General features: G+C 52.2%; 14 protein-coding genes. 10 read left to right on the top strand and 4 right to left on the bottom strand.

Features of this window, described 5'->3' with window-relative positions; genetic code table 11:
* Positions 1–44 precede the first annotated feature (44 nt).
* On the bottom strand, positions 45–1,520 hold the full coding sequence (locus tag Q5741_RS02580) for an aminotransferase class I/II-fold pyridoxal phosphate-dependent enzyme (protein WP_305022469.1): 1,476 nt from the start codon (positions 1,518–1,520) through the stop codon (positions 45–47).
* Between the two features lie 212 nt (positions 1,521–1,732).
* Between Q5741_RS02580 and Q5741_RS02575 the strand changes: the two genes are divergently transcribed.
* Complete coding sequence (locus Q5741_RS02575) at positions 1,733–3,037, top strand: MFS transporter (RefSeq protein ID WP_305022468.1); 1,305 nt, start codon at positions 1,733–1,735, stop codon at positions 3,035–3,037.
* Positions 3,038–3,116: 79 nt separating this feature from the next.
* On the opposite strand, the gene Q5741_RS02570 is transcribed toward Q5741_RS02575, so the two are convergent.
* Positions 3,117–5,126, bottom strand: coding sequence for a S9 family peptidase (locus Q5741_RS02570; RefSeq protein ID WP_305022467.1), 2,010 nt, complete (start codon positions 5,124–5,126; stop codon positions 3,117–3,119).
* Positions 5,127–5,188: 62 nt separating this feature from the next.
* Entirely contained in the window at positions 5,189–5,815 is a 627-nt protein-coding gene (locus Q5741_RS02565; RefSeq protein ID WP_305022466.1) for a YktB family protein, read from the bottom strand.
* Positions 5,816–6,065: 250 nt separating this feature from the next.
* Here Q5741_RS02565 and Q5741_RS02560 point away from each other — a divergent pair, with 250 nt between their 5' ends.
* The 3 genes from Q5741_RS02560 (at position 6,066) to Q5741_RS02550 (ending at position 8,929) form a co-directional block, all read left to right on the top strand.
* Positions 6,066–6,665, top strand: a complete 600-nt coding sequence (locus Q5741_RS02560; RefSeq protein WP_305022726.1) for a hypothetical protein — start codon at positions 6,066–6,068, stop codon at positions 6,663–6,665.
* Positions 6,666–6,836: 171 nt separating this feature from the next.
* Complete coding sequence (gndA, locus tag Q5741_RS02555) at positions 6,837–8,243, top strand: NADP-dependent phosphogluconate dehydrogenase (RefSeq protein WP_305022465.1); 1,407 nt, start codon at positions 6,837–6,839, stop codon at positions 8,241–8,243.
* 134 nt (positions 8,244–8,377) lie between these two features.
* Entirely contained in the window at positions 8,378–8,929 is a 552-nt protein-coding gene (locus Q5741_RS02550; RefSeq protein ID WP_305022464.1) for a shikimate kinase, read from the top strand.
* 59 nt (positions 8,930–8,988) lie between these two features.
* Here Q5741_RS02550 and Q5741_RS02545 read toward each other — a convergent pair whose 3' ends face one another.
* Entirely contained in the window at positions 8,989–9,294 is a 306-nt protein-coding gene (locus Q5741_RS02545; protein ID WP_305022463.1) for a rhodanese-like domain-containing protein, read from the bottom strand.
* Positions 9,295–9,387: 93 nt separating this feature from the next.
* Here Q5741_RS02545 and aroA point away from each other — a divergent pair, with 93 nt between their 5' ends.
* The 6 genes from aroA (at position 9,388) to ytxJ (ending at position 16,160) form a co-directional block, all read left to right on the top strand.
* Entirely contained in the window at positions 9,388–10,683 is a 1,296-nt protein-coding gene (aroA, locus tag Q5741_RS02540; RefSeq protein WP_305022462.1) for a 3-phosphoshikimate 1-carboxyvinyltransferase, read from the top strand.
* A 63-nt stretch (positions 10,684–10,746) separates the two neighbouring features.
* Positions 10,747–11,178 carry a CoA-binding protein gene (locus Q5741_RS02535; protein WP_305022461.1) on the top strand — a complete coding sequence of 144 codons (432 nt, stop codon included), beginning with the start codon at positions 10,747–10,749 and terminating at the stop codon, positions 11,176–11,178.
* 145 nt (positions 11,179–11,323) lie between these two features.
* Positions 11,324–13,207 carry a glucose PTS transporter subunit IIA gene (locus Q5741_RS02530; protein WP_305022460.1) on the top strand — a complete coding sequence of 628 codons (1,884 nt, stop codon included), beginning with the start codon at positions 11,324–11,326 and terminating at the stop codon, positions 13,205–13,207.
* Positions 13,204–14,952, top strand: a complete 1,749-nt coding sequence (gene ptsP, locus Q5741_RS02525) for a phosphoenolpyruvate--protein phosphotransferase (RefSeq protein ID WP_305022459.1) — start codon at positions 13,204–13,206, stop codon at positions 14,950–14,952. Before Q5741_RS02530 ends, ptsP begins: the two co-directional genes overlap by 4 nt.
* 273 nt (positions 14,953–15,225) lie before the next feature.
* Positions 15,226–15,666 (top strand): hypothetical protein, encoded by a 441-nt coding sequence (locus Q5741_RS02520; RefSeq protein ID WP_305022458.1) that lies wholly within the window; start codon positions 15,226–15,228, stop codon positions 15,664–15,666.
* 152 nt (positions 15,667–15,818) lie between these two features.
* Entirely contained in the window at positions 15,819–16,160 is a 342-nt protein-coding gene (gene ytxJ / locus Q5741_RS02515; RefSeq protein WP_305022457.1) for a bacillithiol system redox-active protein YtxJ, read from the top strand.
* Positions 16,161–16,237: the final 77 nt, after the last annotated feature.

The raw sequence follows: 16,237 nt of genomic DNA, 5'->3' as shown, positions 1-16,237 counted from the left end.
AGACCAGGCCGCAATGGCCTGGTCTGTGGATCTATTAGAATCATTTAGATAATCGGGTCCGCTTCACTGATGACTTTGACATATTGCACACTGCGGTCTTCAGGTCCCTTTACAGGCAGGCCGACTTCCACGTGTTCCATAATATAATCAATGTTATCCTGCGAAATGACTTCTCCCGGCAGGAGAATCGGAATACCAGGAGGATAGACATAAATAAATTCAGCAATAATGCGTCCGGCAGACTCCTTGAATGGAATAATCTCCGTATCACCATAAAAGGCATCACGCGGAATGAGCGCCAGCAGCGGGATTTCCGGGATTTTGACCACCAGTTCATGGGCCTGATTGACCAGATGGAAGGTCTCGGACAGCTTGCGGAGCGCCGTCAGGAGAATCTGGATCGTATCCTCGTTATCCCCAGGGGTTACCAGGCAGAGAATGTTGTACATGTCGCTCATCTCAACTTCAAGATTAAAATGCTCGCGCAGCCAGTTCTCAGCTTCGTAGCCGGTAATGCCCAGGTGTCGGACATGAATCGTTACTTTGGTTGGATCGTAGTCATAGGTGGCTTCACCGCCAAGAATGTCTTGACCGAAGCAGTAGAGACCATCGATCTCATTAATCTCACGGCGGGCCTCCTGAGCCAGCCTGATAGCACGGTCGGCCATTTCGTATCCGTTCAGTGCAAGGTTCCGTCTGGAGGTATCCAGGGAAGCAAGCAAAATATAGGAAGTAGAGGTTGTTGTCAGCATACTGATGATGGTCTGAACCCGCTGCGGATTCACAAAACCGTTTTTGGTGTTAACATTCAGTACAGAGCTCTGTGTCATGGACCCGCCCAGCTTGTGCACGCTAGTAGCGGCCATATCAGCACCGGCTTCCATCGCCGACATCGGCAGCTCGGGGTGGAAGTGAATCAGCACACCGTGCGCCTCGTCAACGAGAACAGGAACATCGTAGCTGTGAGCCAGATCGACGATTTCTTTCAAGTTCGCACAGACACCGAAATAGGTCGGATTAATGACAACGACGCCCTTCGCATCCGGGTGGCGCTCAAGCGCGTGCTGGACGGAGGTCGTCGTAATTCCGTGATCGATACCCAAATTCTCATCACGGGCCGGGGAGACGAAGATCGGCTTCGCTCCGGCGAAGATAATGGCCGATAGGATGGATTTGTGTACGTTGCGTGGAACGATGATTTTGTCGCCAGGAGAGCACACCGTAAGAATCATGGTCATAATGGCTCCGCTGGTACCCTGCACGCTGAAGTAGGTGTAGTCTGCACCAAATGCGTCGGCGGCAAGCTGTTGCGCCTCCTTAATTACGGCTGTAGGCTGATGGAGATCATCGAGAGGCGCGATATTGATCAGATCTATGGAAAGGGCATTATCCCCGATAAATTCGCGAAATTCCTTGTCAGTTCCCATTCCTTTTTTGTGTCCCGGGATGTGAAATTGTACCGGATTGCTCTCTGCGTGCTGTCTCAGCGCGGTAAAGAGCGGAGTACGGTGGTGATCCATGGGCGTTGTCACAACCTTTCGTTTTTGGAGTTGTTATTTTTGATATTGGGGTAAATCTGATAGATGGTTTCAATTCAAACAAAATAGAGTATAGCAAATTAGGGACGGATTGCAAGCAAGATATGAAGGACACTGTAAGTTTCTGTCGTCCTGAGGCAATAATGTGAATATACCATGAACGGCAAACAATGATGCGTGGGATGTGAAAACGGATGAAACAGGAACGTCAACACAGGTCTTCCAATGGTATGAATGAACGACGCAGGCTGCTGTCCCCGTTTTTTATCGAATTATGGAGCATTGTTTTTCTGGTAGAATTTCTCAAAGGCTCGCTCCTGGTTGCCGTGCTGCCGGTGTATATGGGTGATGTACTCGGATTAACGGCTGGTGTCATAGGCGTTGCATTCTCCCTTCAATATCTGGGAGATAATCTGTTCAGAGCCCCGTCTGGCTGGGCAGCCGAACGGCTGGGCTATCGGGGAACGATGGCGGCTGCACTTGCTTTTACACTGATATCCGTATTGCTGATTACCTTCACCTCCGGAGCGGGTTGGCTGATTCTCTCCTGTCTGGTTCTGGGCGTGGGCACGTCGCCGCTGTGGCCGTGTGTCATGACCGGAACGACCGAAATCTCGGGTCCCAATAACAGCAATGGAGCAGCTATGGGTACCCTGGAGATTGCGGCGCTCGGCGGCACGGGTCTTGGCCCCATCGTTATGAACTACCTGCTGGCCCATACCAGTCAGAACTACCGCACGATATTCTTGGTGTTGATCGGCAGCAGCATTGTAATGATCCTAATCAGCCTGCTGCTCCCGGGCCGTGTCCGGGGGAAGGCAGCAGATGCTAACGCGGCATCTGCAGAGCCGGCTCAAGCGGGTCCACCGTTCTCCATTAACGCTCAGCTAAGGAAGCTTAAACGCAGTGTGTCAGGCACGATGCAGTATATTCGCGGAACACTCAAATTGAGCCCGCTGGTTTATCCATCTTTATTTATGCAGTCATTTGTCATTGGTCTGCTGAGTCCGGTCATTACGCTGTATACCCGGACCGAGCTGGGGATTTCGCCCAATATGTACAGTTTGCTGTTAATTGTAGGAGGCGGTCTGACCATGCTGGCACTGATTCCGTTCGGGAAGCTTGTGGACCGCTTCGGAACGAGAGTATTTCTGAATATCGGCTTCCTGTTCGCGGGATGTGCACTTTTCGTATTCGCCCTGGTGCGCTCCCTGCCGCTGGTGTTTCTGCTCGTCAGCCTGGTGGGTCTCGGCTATGCCATGATTCTGCCGGCATGGAACACCTTCGTGGCAGGTCTCGTTCCCAAAGGAGAGCGGGGGGCTGTCTGGGGCTTCTTCCTGACCCTGCAGGGCTCTGGTATGGTCGTCGGACCAATTGTATCCGGCCTTCTCTGGGACAAGCTGGGGCATACCGTACCTTTTATGGCGAGCGGAATTGTGATGTGGCTGCTGCTGCTCAGTCACCTTACACTTACCCGGCGCAGGGACCGTACGGCCTGATCTTCAGATACAGCATGCAAAAGCCTCTCTTCCTTGTTAAAGGGAAGAGAGGCTTTTGCTATAAACAGATAATGTTCAATTATTCCGATAATTTGACAATATGTTCATTGAACCAGCGGACGATATGGTTGAGACGCTTCACCCGAAGCTGCGGATGTCCGCTGCGGGACAGGTTGTGGTCCGCACCCGGGAAGCGTACGAACTGTGTCTCCTTGCCCAGCCGCTTCAAGGCAACGAACAGCTGCTCACCCTGTTCCACCGGACAGCGCAGATCCTGTTCCCCGTGAAGAATGAGCAGAGGCGTATTTACCTCGTTAACATAAGCGATCGGGGAATGCTTCCACAGTTTCTTGAAATCCTCCCAAGGATTGCCCCAGATCTGGTCCTCGGTAAAGTAGTAGCCAATATCACTTACGCCGTAGAAGGAAAGCCAGTTGCAGATGGAACGCTGGGTCACCGCTGCCTTGAACCTGTCGGTATGTCCGACGATCCAGTTGGTCATGAAGCCGCCGTAGCTGCCGCCGGTTACGGAGAGGCGGTCACCGTCCACAAAGTCATAAGCGGAGAGAACATAGTCCACAGACTCCATGACGTCCTGGTAGTCACGCCCGCCGTAATCACCGCGAACGGTATTGACATGCACCTGACCGTAACCGTGGCCGCCGCGCGGGTTGGTATAGAATACCGCATATCCAGCGGCGGCAATCAGCTGGAACTCATGCATAAAGGTATGTCCATACATCGCCTGAGGTCCACCATGAATCTCCAGCACAGCGGGCACCTTACTTCCTTCCTTGAAGCCAACCGGCTTCATCATCCAGCCCTGAATGTCCCAGCCGTCCGAGGTCGTGAACCAGAAGGTCTCGGGTACACTCAGCTCCAGTTCCTCGAACAGCTTGGCATTACAGTTCGTGAGTCTTTCCTCTTCCGCTTGTCCAGAAGCCCGGAAGAACAGATCGCCAGGCTGAAGCGGATCTGCGGCGGCATAGACGAGGTCACCTTGAGCACTGACATCAAACTGATAGACTTCCCGCTCACCGCCGACGATCACTTCACTGCCTGAGCCATCCAACGCAAACTGAACAATCTGTACACTGCCTTCCCTGGTGGTCTGAAGATAGACAGAACGCCCGTCGCGGCTGAAAAGGGGAGGCGTTCCTGCAGCAGCCCTCATATCACTGACTGCAGCATGACCGAGCTGAACGTCCATATCGCTGTAGAGCTGGCGTATCTCACCGCCTGCAGCAGAGATAAGCTGGATTCGGGACAAGGTCGCAAATCCATGGGAAAGGTTGTCTGCCAGCATCAGAATCTTTTCGCCATCCGGTGTGAAGGCAATCGGGCCGATCGACAGCCCGCCCTGTGTCAGCTGCCTGCGGCCGCTGCCGTCCGCCTGAACGATGTAGAGTTCGTTGAAGAGGCTCAAGTCCGGATTACGGCTGCCGTCTTCCACAATGTCGGAAGTGAATGCAACCTGTCTGCCGTCCGGAGACCAGGCGAAGAACGAAATGTCATAATTACCGCGGGTCAGCGGCGTGGATTGGGACGCTTCAATATGCCAGATGAAGAGATGGGAGCGTCGGCCGTTCCACAGGCCTGCACCATCGGATTTATAGCGGATGCGGTCGACAACGATGTCTTTGGCCTCATTTTTGCTCTTCTCATCCTTATTCTCTTCCTGCTCTTCCTCTGAGTCGGCCGCGGAAGCACGAAGCAGCAGCTGCTTGCCGTCCGGAGACCATTTGAATGCAGAGACGCCATGCTTCAGATCGGTTATAGGCCGGGCTTCGCCGCCATCTGCCTGAAGGAACCAGACCTGGACGGCCTCATTCTTTTTGCGCAGAAACGCCAGGATGGTCCCGTCCGGTGACCAGGCCGGAGCCGAGTCATGCTCTCCCGAAGTGAAAGGGCGGTCCTGCCGGCTGCCGCCGCTAATAAGGCGGATGTGGGAACGGTAGCCGTCCTGATCCTTGGATACAACCTTGGAGACATAAGCAATGCTGCCGTCACGCGGAGATAGCACCGGGCTCTCCACCCAAGATAGCTTGTACAAGTCTTCTGCCGTGATTTTACGTGTGCTGCTGTTCATGGCTTATCCTCCTTCAAAAAAATTTTAATGACTAACCGTTTCCATTTTATCTCATGATGATGCTAAAAAGCTATCTGATATAGCGGTGTCAGCTTTTTGAAGGTATTGCGGATGGTCTCCAGCAGTTGTTCGCCATCCTTCAGCACATCTTCACCGGCGTTAATACGCAGGCCGCACATGACCTCGGCTTTTTTCACGCTGCGCAGCTTGTCGATCATTTTCTGGAAGTCCTGATCCTCCATTTTCCCGTGGATCAAGCCTTCGGGAGACATATGATCCATGGACCAGTAGAAGTTGGAAGGAAGCTCCTTGCGGATCGTCTGAAGCTTCTTGTCTAATCCTTCGGCGAATGTCGTTTTGTTCGGGCTCTCGTAAATGATGGCGAATATGACAAATACATGAGTTGCAAACATCCCAACTTCAAAATGCGGCAGGGCCTTATAGCCGCGCTTCGCCGAGGCCCATGCGACCCAGGTATCCTTGGGCGGATTCACCGTACGGCGGGCATGCTTGGCCACATGGACATACATCGGTTCCCCGCTGAGTTCACTCAGGAAGGGCGCCAGCTCGGCCCCCAGCTGCTCCAGCTTCGGACGTACCCGTTCGATGAGCACTTCCATGCGCGGCTCCAAGCCGGGGATTTCAAATACATCAAAGTCTTTTTGATCAAATCCGGTAAAAGCAGTCACGTTAACTTCCCCCTGTTTTCTCTGATTATGGGTCCGATTATAGCATATCCCTGCCGCCTGTCTTTATGGGGGTTTGAAGAAGATTTCGTGAAGGTTGTCCTGCCCGGCGGGTCTGCTGCCTGTCCCCAGTCACAAAATTAGGCAATAAACCAAGTACGCTTACATAACATGAAGTATAAAATAGATTACAGAAGCAAAATCAATGAAGCTTGCCGTTATCGCCAATATCCGGTGCGGAGGAGGGATTGCCGTGAACAAGGGCTGCGAAGTGGAATACTGCAACTTGGAGCTCCGGTTTAGCCGCCGGCATATCCAGCAGTTGATCAAGGATTTGATTCAGGAGGGTTATTCCCTGTACTGGAGTGAAGATGATGCTTCATTTATTCTATCGATCCGGACAGGTCGCAAGCTGGTAAAGCTGCGCTTTCAGCAGATGAAGAACGGGGAATACAAGATGGTCGGTGACTATATGATCAGGGATCCGAAGCTGGCGGAATGGCTGGAAAAGCTGATCAATGACACACGCGGACATGCTGTGGTCAAACGCTTCAAGGAACAGCATATCCTGGTAGAGAACATTCTGTTCGGAGAGGTGATCCGGCTTGTAGAGGTGTCCGGCTTCAAGACCCGGATTTTGTACCAGAAGGGCCCAATACTTTCCGCTGAGGAAATGCAGGAGATGTTCGACTCGAATGAAGGCGAGAACAGGCTTATGCTGCTGCGGCTTGAGATCGATCTGGAGCTGGATCAGCTGCGCACAGCGATACGGGCCTGTGACAAGGAAGCGGTACACGCCAGTAAAGAACGAATGAAGCGGCTGTCCCATCAGCTGTTTATGCTGGAAGGCTAGAGAATGTTCCCGGGTAACGGTGACAATTTGAAGAACACCTCATCTGTTGGGGTGTTTTGTTCTGCGTGGCTGCTTCATCGGGGTTCACTTCTTCCGTTAAAGGGTTTAGAATAAACTTGTCGTATTGCATTCAGCATAAAACCAAATTATATGCAAAGGATGAGGAACCAGATGGCAAAACAGCAGATTGGTGTAGTAGGCCTGGCCGTTATGGGCAAAAATTTGGCTCTCAACATTGAAAGCAAGGGCTTTACGGTTTCGGTATTTAACCGCTCTCCTCAAAAAACGCATGACTTGCTGGAAGAAGCGAAAGGCAAAAATTTGACAGGTACTTTCTCTGTCGAGGAATTTGTTCATTCGCTGGAAACCCCGCGCAAGATTCTTATTATGGTACAAGCTGGTCCGGCAACAGATGCAACGATTGAACAGCTGATTCCGTACCTGGATGAAGGCGACATTATTATTGACGGCGGCAACGCTTACTTCCCTGACACTCAGCGTCGCAGCAAAGAGCTCGAAGAGAAGGGCTTCCGCTTCATCGGAACCGGGGTATCGGGCGGTGAAGAAGGCGCACTGAAAGGCCCTGCCATTATGCCGGGCGGACAGGAAAGCGCGTACAAGCTGGTAGAGCCGATTCTGACGGCCATTTCGGCCCATGTTAACGGTGATCCATGCTGTACGTATATCGGACCGGATGGGGCAGGTCATTATGTCAAGATGGTGCATAACGGAATTGAATATGGTGATATGCAGCTGATCGGCGAAGCTTACCACCTGCTCCAATCTGTGCTTGGTCTCGAGACGGAAGAGCTGCACCGTATTTTCTCGGATTGGAACAAGGGGGAGCTCGACAGCTATCTGATCGAGATAACAGCAGATATTTTCTCCAAAACAGATCCGGACACCGGCAAGCCGATGGTCGATGTGATCCTGGACGCAGCCGGTCAGAAGGGAACAGGCAAATGGACAAGCCAAAGCGCGCTCGATCTGGGTGTGCCCCTGTCCATGATTACAGAGTCGGTTTTCTCCCGTTTCCTCTCCGCAATGAAAGAAGAGCGGGTTGCAGCCAGCAAGATTCTAAATGGGCCTGAAGTGAAGCCGTTTGACGGTGACCGGGAGCAGTTCATTGAGAATGTGCGCCGGGCACTTTTCGCAAGTAAAATCGTTTCGTATGCGCAAGGGTTCGCCCAAATGCGTGCTGCTTCCGATGAATATGGCTGGGATCTCAAATACGGCAACATCGCTATGATTTTCCGCGGCGGCTGTATTATCCGCTCTCAGTTCCTGCAGAATATCAAGGATGCGTATGACCGGGAGCCGGCCCTGAAGAATCTGCTGCTTGATCCATATTTCCAGAATGTGGTCGAGTCCTATCAATCCGCTTGGCGTGAGGTGATCTCCGCAGCGGTATCTCAAGGGATTCCGGTTCCAGGCTTCTCAAGTGCACTTTCTTACTATGACAGCTACCGTACAGAGCGTCTGCCGGCTAACCTGCTGCAGGCGCAGCGTGATTATTTTGGGGCGCATACATTTAAGCGTGTGGACAAGGAAGGCGTGTTCCATCATCAATGGTTCTAATCTCATCTTAATAGATTATAGATAACATAACCCGCAGGGACTGGAAAGATGATTTCTGGTTCCTGCGGGCTTTCTTATGTCAGCAGATCGGACAAATGCTCTATTATACAAAATGTCAAACCCTGTGGTATGATATGAAAAAAAGTTTAGCAAAAGGGGTGTCGGCATTGCTGCAGGAGGATACCGGACCCAATTTGATTCTGGTAGGAATGATGGGGACGGGCAAATCAACCGTCAGCCGGATTCTGGCCCAGGAGCTGGGGTACCATCTCATTGATATGGATGAGGAAATTGAACGCCTGGAAGGGCGCAGTATTGCGGATATTTTTACACAGCATGGAGAGGAATATTTCCGGGAAGCTGAGGCGGCAGCACTACGTTCCATCTGTTCGGCCAAAGGCCAGGTTATCTCCACCGGAGGCGGATCGGTGCTTCGTTCTGTGAATTGTGACCTGATGCTGTCAAGCGGACTGGTTGTAGCTTTAACAGCTGTACCGGAGGTTATCATTGAACGGGTAAGCGGGAATCCGGATCGGCCGCTGCTTGCAGGCGGCGTGGAAGATCGGGTTCGTCGGATCATGGAAGAGCGCAGGGATGCCTACAAGTTTGCACACGTCGAGGTGGATACATCTCATCTGTCTGCGGCCGAAGTGGCTTCTATGATTTTAGCACATTACCGCGTCTAAGCTTTTGACTGCAAAAAAAACGGGCCCTTAGGCCCGTTCTCCAATCAGAAACGGCAGGATCAGGATTCACTGTTCCACTGCAGCATGCCGCCGGTCATGTTCACGACATGTCTGAAGCCCAGCTGCTGCAGGTATTCACATGCCCGTTCGCTGCGGTAGCCGCTGCGGCAGATGAGGATCCACTCCTGTTCAGGATCCAATTCGTCCGTATGCTGCGGAAGCTGGCCCAGCGGAATATGCTTGGCCCCTGAGATCATGCCTTCAGCGACTTCTTCATCCTCGCGGACATCGATCATGTTCGGCTGCTCGCCTGCCTGCAGTCTGGATCGAAGCTCGCTTGGCTCTATTGTATCCAAATGGTTCATTAGGCACCCTCATTTCAATAGTTTCATGCCTTCATGATAGCGAAGGGGCCTTGGGACTGTCAATTCAGCAACTTATATAGAAGGAGAATGACCATGGACGTAATCGTAACACCGACACCAACTCTTCAGGGCACGATCGGGGCCCTGTCATCCAAAAATTATACGACCCGCTACCTCCTGGTAGCAGCGCTGGCCGAAGGTACAAGCACCATCTATTATCCGGCACACAGCGAGGACAGCGATGCGATGCGCCGCTGTATCCAGGACCTCGGCGCGAGTCTGGAAGAAGACGAAGAGAAGATCGTCATCACAGGCTTCGGCAGTCGTCCGCGCAATGTGAAGGAACTGAATGTCGGCAATGCCGGGGCGGTTCTCCGCTTTTTGATGGGAATTGCAGCACTTAGCGAGAACGTAACTTTTGTCAATACGTATCCCGATTCACTGGGCAAGCGTCCTCATGACGACCTGATTGTCTCGCTGCAGCAGCTGGGTGTTCAGGTGGAGCACCGGGAAGGCAAGCTGCCGATTACTATCTCCGGCGGCGCGCCCAAAGGCGGCAAAATTACCGTATCTGGATCGGTCAGCTCCCAGTATCTGAGCGCACTCCTGTTCCTCACACCGCTCCTTTCGGAGGACAGCGAGATTGAAGTTCTGCACGATCTGAAGTCCAAGGTTGTTATCGGACAGACCCTGGAGGTGCTGGAGCAGGCAGGTATTGTTATCCATGCCAGCGATGATTATATGCATTTTAAGGTTCCGGGCAGGCAGGCTTATCAGCCGCGCACTTATACGGTGCAGGGTGATTATCCAGGCAGTGCGGCTGTACTGGCCGCGGCGGCTGTAACCCGTTCAGATGTGACCGTGGAACGTCTGATGGAGCGAAGCAAGCAGGGGGAGCGGGCCATCGTCGATGTGCTGCGCCAGATGGAAGTGCCGCTGACGCATGAGAATGACACCGTACATGTTCAGGGGAACGGGCGCCTGAAGGCAATCGAGTTCGACGGTGATGCTGCGACAGATGCGGTCCTGGCGATGGTTGCTGCTGCGTGTTTTGCTGAAGGAACCTCACGGTTCTATAATGTAGAGAATCTGAGATACAAGGAATGCGACCGAATTACCGATTATCTGGCTGAACTCACCAAAGCCGGTGCCAAGGTGGAGGAGCGTCAGGCTGAAATTATCGTTCACGGGCAGCCGGAAGGCGTCGAGGGCGGGGTCGAAATCAATGCCCATTACGATCACCGTGTTATCATGGCCCTAACGGTAGTCGGTCTGCGGTCACACAAGCCGCTGGTTATTCGGGATGCCCATCATGTGGCCAAATCGTACCCGCAGTATTTTGACCACCTGAGGGCGCTGGGTGCTTCGGTTGAATGGAAAGAGTCCTAGGGATTACCTTGTATGCAGGATAACTTTCAATCACGACTTGAAATGTAGAGAGGAGCAATAATGATGGCGTTTGAGAACCCTTCACGTGAAGAGATCAAGAACATTCTGGAGCAAGCAGGGAATATCGCAGTAGTCGGTCTGTCGGACAAAACAGACCGTACGTCCTACATGGTTGCAGGCGCGATGCAGAGCCGGGGCTACCGTATCATTCCGGTAAATCCGGCTGCAGCAGGCTCCACCATTCTTGGTGAGACCTGCTATGCCAGTCTTGCAGAAGTACCAGAGCCCATTGATATTGTCAATGTGTTCAGACGCAGCGAATACTGTGCGGACGTGGCAAAGGAAGCGGTAGAGGCCGGTGCGCGGGTGCTGTGGCTGCAGCAGGGCATCATTAGCGAAGAGGCTGCCGGCATTGCGGGCGGGCGCGGACTTCAGGTGATCATGGATCGCTGTATCAAGGTTGAAGAGGCCATCACCCAACCGGTCCGCAGATAGGCTGCTGCGGTTATCATAAGCAATATTTAAGTCTGCACAATCCCGGTATGAACCGGGATTGTGTTTTTTATCATGCATCGGTACGGTTGGCTTTGACAAAACCAGGTTATCCGCTTACCATCATCTTAGAAAGGAGAGGATGGCCATGAACTGGCTCGGATCCTTGCAGCAGTTTGGCAGGGCGGTCATGCTCCCGACCATGGTGCTGCCGGCAGCGGCAATTCTGCTCTGTGTGGGCAGTTTACCTTGGCAAGCCTGGGGAATCCCGGAGGTTGGCAGTATTGCCACTGTCGCCGGTCAAGGTATTTTTTATTTTTTGCCTTATTTGTTTGCGGTTGGCGTTGCGCTGGGCCTGTCTAATCAGGCGGGGCAGGCGGGGCTCGCTGCTTTGGCAGGTATGGTTATTTATGAACAGGTTACGGCTCATTTCGGCAACGGAAATATCCATCCGGCCACGCTGGTGGGGATGATCCTCGGAGCGATTGCCGGGTTAACACATAATCGATTCAAGTCTATTAAGCTCCCGGAGATCTTGCAATTTTTTGGCGGGACACGGTTTGTTCTGCTGGTTGTTGGGTTGTTTTCGGTTATTTTTGCATGTCTGATGCTGTTCGTGGCTCCCCTGCTGCAGCAGCTGCTGGATATCATTGCAGGCTGGGAATACAGTCTCGGCGGCTTTGGCCTGTTTTTGTACGGAATTCTGTATCGTGTGCTGGTCGCTTTCGGGCTTCATCATTTGCTGAATAACGTGTTCTGGTTCCAGCTGGGCAACTATGAGACGCCTTCGGGCAGCATTGTACAGGGGGATCTGCCGCGCTTTTTTGCAGGTGATCCCACAGCTGGTTATTTTATGTCCGGGTTGTTCCCGATCATGATGTTTGCGCTTCCGGCCATTGCATTTGCTATTGTCCATGAAGCCCGTGAAGATCTGAAGCCCAAGGTGCGCAAAACGTTTCTAACCGCATCCCTGGTATGCTTTTTTACCGGAGTATCTGAACAGATCGAGTTTGCGTTTTTGTTTGCTGCACCCTATCTGTTTATTGTGCATGCGGTGATGTCGGGTCTCGCCATGTGGCTGACCTATATCCTGGATATCCGCCACGGTTTTTCCTATTCGGCAGGTGCTATAGATTATGTGCTGAACTTTCACCTGTCCCATAATGCCTGGATGCTGATTCCAATCGGCATCGCCTACGGTGTTGTCTATTACGTACTGTTTCGCTGGGCAATCCGCAGGTTCCGCATTCCTACGCCGGGGCGTGAGGAGGGGTCGGTGCTGGACGACTGGGTAGGCAATATTCCTTACCAGGCACCCCTTATCCTTGAAGCGCTGGGCGGTAAGCAGAATCTGATTCAGGTGGAGGCCTGCATTACGAGGCTGAGGCTGACCGTTCATAACGACAGGCTGATTGACTCCAACGCCATGAAAGCACTTGGGTCGGCTGGATTAATCAAGCTGGGAGGCGGCAACGTGCAGGTTGTTTTCGGCACCTATTCCGAATTGATACGTGAAGAGATAGCAAAACTGATGGAAAGGGACCTTCAGCAGGTACTGTTCTGTGCTCCTGTGCAGGGCGTAATGATGCCGATTGAAGAAGTGCCTGATCAGATTTTTGCGGCCAAACTGGTGGGTGACGGTGTCGCCTTTGTACCGGAGCGTGGTGAATTGGTATCACCGGTGTTCGGAACAGTTATGCATCTGTATCCAACCATGCACGCGATTGGAATCTCGACCCGGGAAGGGCTGGAAGTGCTCATTCATATCGGGATCGATACTTCGCAGCTCAAAGGCTGCTTCCAGGCTCACGTTCAGGCGGGGGACACGGTGGAACAGGGACAGCTGCTGATTTCTTTTGATATGAATATACTTAAGAGCGGAGCTGCATCTCTGGCTACGCCGATGGTTATTACAAATCCGGAGCTCGTTAAATCCTGGAGCTTTGCTCCGTTTAAGTCAGTCAAAAAAGGCCAGGCTTCGGTCATGTCAGTCGTGCTGCATGACAGAAATGTTGGAGGGGTAGAATCATGATACAAGGCATCGGCAGTGCTGCGGGCGTTGCGATCGGGAGTGCATTTGTTCTTCCCGGCTGGGAATGGGAAATGCCGGATCAGAAAATGGACGCAGTGGATTTGGCCAAGGAGTTCGAACGGCTGTATGAAGGAATTCGAACCTCCAAAAACGAAATCGAATATATCAAGAATGAATTCAAGGAAATGGTCGGGCCTGAAGAATCGAGCATCTTTGATGCGCACCTGGCGATTCTTGAAGACCCGGTATTTATGAATGAGATTCAAGGGATCATCGAGCGGCAGTACAAGGCGGCTGAAGTCGCCGTCAAGGAAGCCATTGACCATTTTGTAACCATGTTTGATCTTCTTGATGATGAATATATGAAAGAGCGTGCCATTGATATCAAGGATGTAGGGAACAGGCTGCTCAAGCATCTGCTGGGTGCGCCGGAGATCACCTTGCCGAAGGACAACAAGCCTTATATCCTGGTGGCCAAGGAGTTGTCTCCGTCCCAGCTGGTTCACCTTAATCCGAACCACGTGCTGGGTATCGTTACGATGAATGGCGGAAAAACCTCACATTCTGCCATCATGGCCCGCGCTTTGGGGATTCCGCTCGTCTCGGGACTGGAGACGCAGGTCAGCCTGCCAGTACAGACCGGCGATCTCATGGTCGTTGATGGCGACCAAGGGCTGGTCTATATCCATCCTGACCGGAAGATTATTGAACAATATACACTGCTGCGCGCCGAGCAGCAGCTGCGCAAGGAACAGCTGCAGCTGCTGGCATCGGTGGACGCCATCACGAAGGACGGGGTGACATTGCAGCTGTCCTCCAATATCAGTTCCCTGAAGGAGCTCGATATGGCACTGCGTCACGGGGCGCAAGGTGTAGGCTTGTTCCGTACCGAATTCCTGTATATGGACAGGGACACCTTCCCTGATGAAGAGGAACAGTACGAAATGTACCGGAAGGTAGCGGAGAAGACGCAGGGGCATTCGGTTGTCATTCGGACACTGGATATCGGCGGGGACAAGGAGCTGGATTATTTCGAGCTTCCCGAGGAAGATAACCCTTTTCTTGGCTACCGTGCTATCCGCATCTGTCTGGACCGCGAGGAGCTGTTCAAGACCCAACTGCGGGCGATCCTTCGTGCCAGTGCCGGGGGCAATGTCAAAATCATGTATCCAATGATCTCATCCGTCGATGAAGTCAGGGAAGCCAACAAGCTGCTTGCGGAAGCTCGTAAGGAGCTGGACCTGCGTGGGCTGGCGTATGACCCTGATATTCAGGTCGGCATCATGGTTGAAGTACCCGCTGCTGCAATGATTTCGGACCTGCTCGCGCAGGAGGTTGATTTTTTCAGTATCGGAACCAATGACCTGGTACAGTACGTCCTGGCAGTGGACCGGATGAACGAGCAGATTGCCCATATGTATCAGCCTTTCCATCCGGCTGTTCTGCGCCTGCTGCGCATGACTGTAGATGCTGCTTCCCGCGCAGGAATCAGTGTCAGCGTATGCGGGGAGATGGCCGGTGATGAGCGGTCGGTCCCGCTCTGGCTGGAACTGGGGGTTCAGAATTTGAGCATGTCCCCTCAGTCCCTGCTCCGGGTCAAGCATCGGGTTCTGAATACCCATGCGGATGAAGCGCGACGGAAGGCGCGCGATTGTATGGGAATGAGCAGCAGCTCAGCGATAGAACAAGCCCTGACAGATTTTGCTTCGTCTACGCTGAAGACAGGCAGCTGTGGAGGCAAATAGAGCCTCGGGCGGACGCATTCTGCTGAATCCTGATTGCCGGAAGCCCCCTTTATATGACACCCATAAGACAGCCGGTTCCTCGGGAATCGGCTGTTTTGGTGCTGGAAGGGTTTACTTACAGGCTTGTAATATTAACTCGGCTGGTAATAAGTACATCGCAAAAAGAAAAGGAATTGACACCTCTTGGTCGAAGTAGCTTGTATAATACAATATAGATAAATGAGTTGGACAGGACAGAAAGCGTCCATATTAGTTGCTATGAAGAGGTGTCACATGCAGGAATATTGCCAATGCGGTCATACCATCCAGTTAGAACTACGAACTGTTATTTTTGCCGGAAAGGTGTCGATCACCCAGGTTCCGGTTATGAGCTGTGAAGAATGCTCTTATTATGAATTACTCCCTTGTGTCAAAGAAGAATTAAAGCAGTATCTGGCCGAGCTCGGCTCTGAGCCGGAAACCATCCGGATCTCCTTTGCCGACAGGAATGAGCTGTCAAGCCTCATTCTCACCAGCAAGCTGTATGGAGTTCAGCTCACACCGTCAACCGCCCGTCAGCTGATGAAGGCTGTTAACGAACGGATTAATACGCTGCTGGATGTCTATCGTTATGCACAATCGTCAGGAGATCAGGATTGGACCCAAGATATCGAGAGACGGCTCAGCCAGCTGTCCACATTATCTTCCTATCCGATTCTGTCCGCCTCTTCCTGACGGATATCATAATCGATTTTGGGAATGGGAGAGGCTTATTTTTGACTGATCGAGAATGAAAATGAAAGGTTTTCATGCCGTTCGTTGGATTTTTCATGCGCTTTTTGTTAGGATATGAGATAGGACTCTTACAAAAAGGGGATGTATATCTAATGGCGACGATGATTAGAATGACTACTATCGGACAGCTGCAATCCGCTCTGGAAGCGTCAACAAATAAACCTTTGCTATTGTTTAAACATAGTACACGCTGCCCGATCAGCGCCGGAGCTTTTCGCGAGTTCCAGTCTTATCTGGAAGGTACGCCTAATGAGGAAGTGGAATACGGTCTGATCTATGTCGTTGAGGACCGCCCGGTTTCGAACGAGGCAGCTGAGCTGCTCGGCATCCGCCACGAATCGCCACAGGCCATTCTTGTGAAGGACGGAGCCCCGGTATGGCACACTTCTCATTCCAATATTACTACCCAGTCTTTGAAAGAGGCATTAGTCTGAGAACCGCAACTATCATTGCATAAAGGAACATTTTGTCGTATCATAATTCTAATTGATAGTTCGAGGCTTGGTTATAA

The organism is Paenibacillus lacisoli (assembly GCF_030580655.1).
Lineage (GTDB): Bacteria > Bacillota > Bacilli > Paenibacillales > Paenibacillaceae > Paenibacillus > Paenibacillus lacisoli.
The sequence above is the reverse complement of the archived record's forward strand: the minus strand, read 5'-3'. Positions and strand labels throughout refer to the sequence as shown.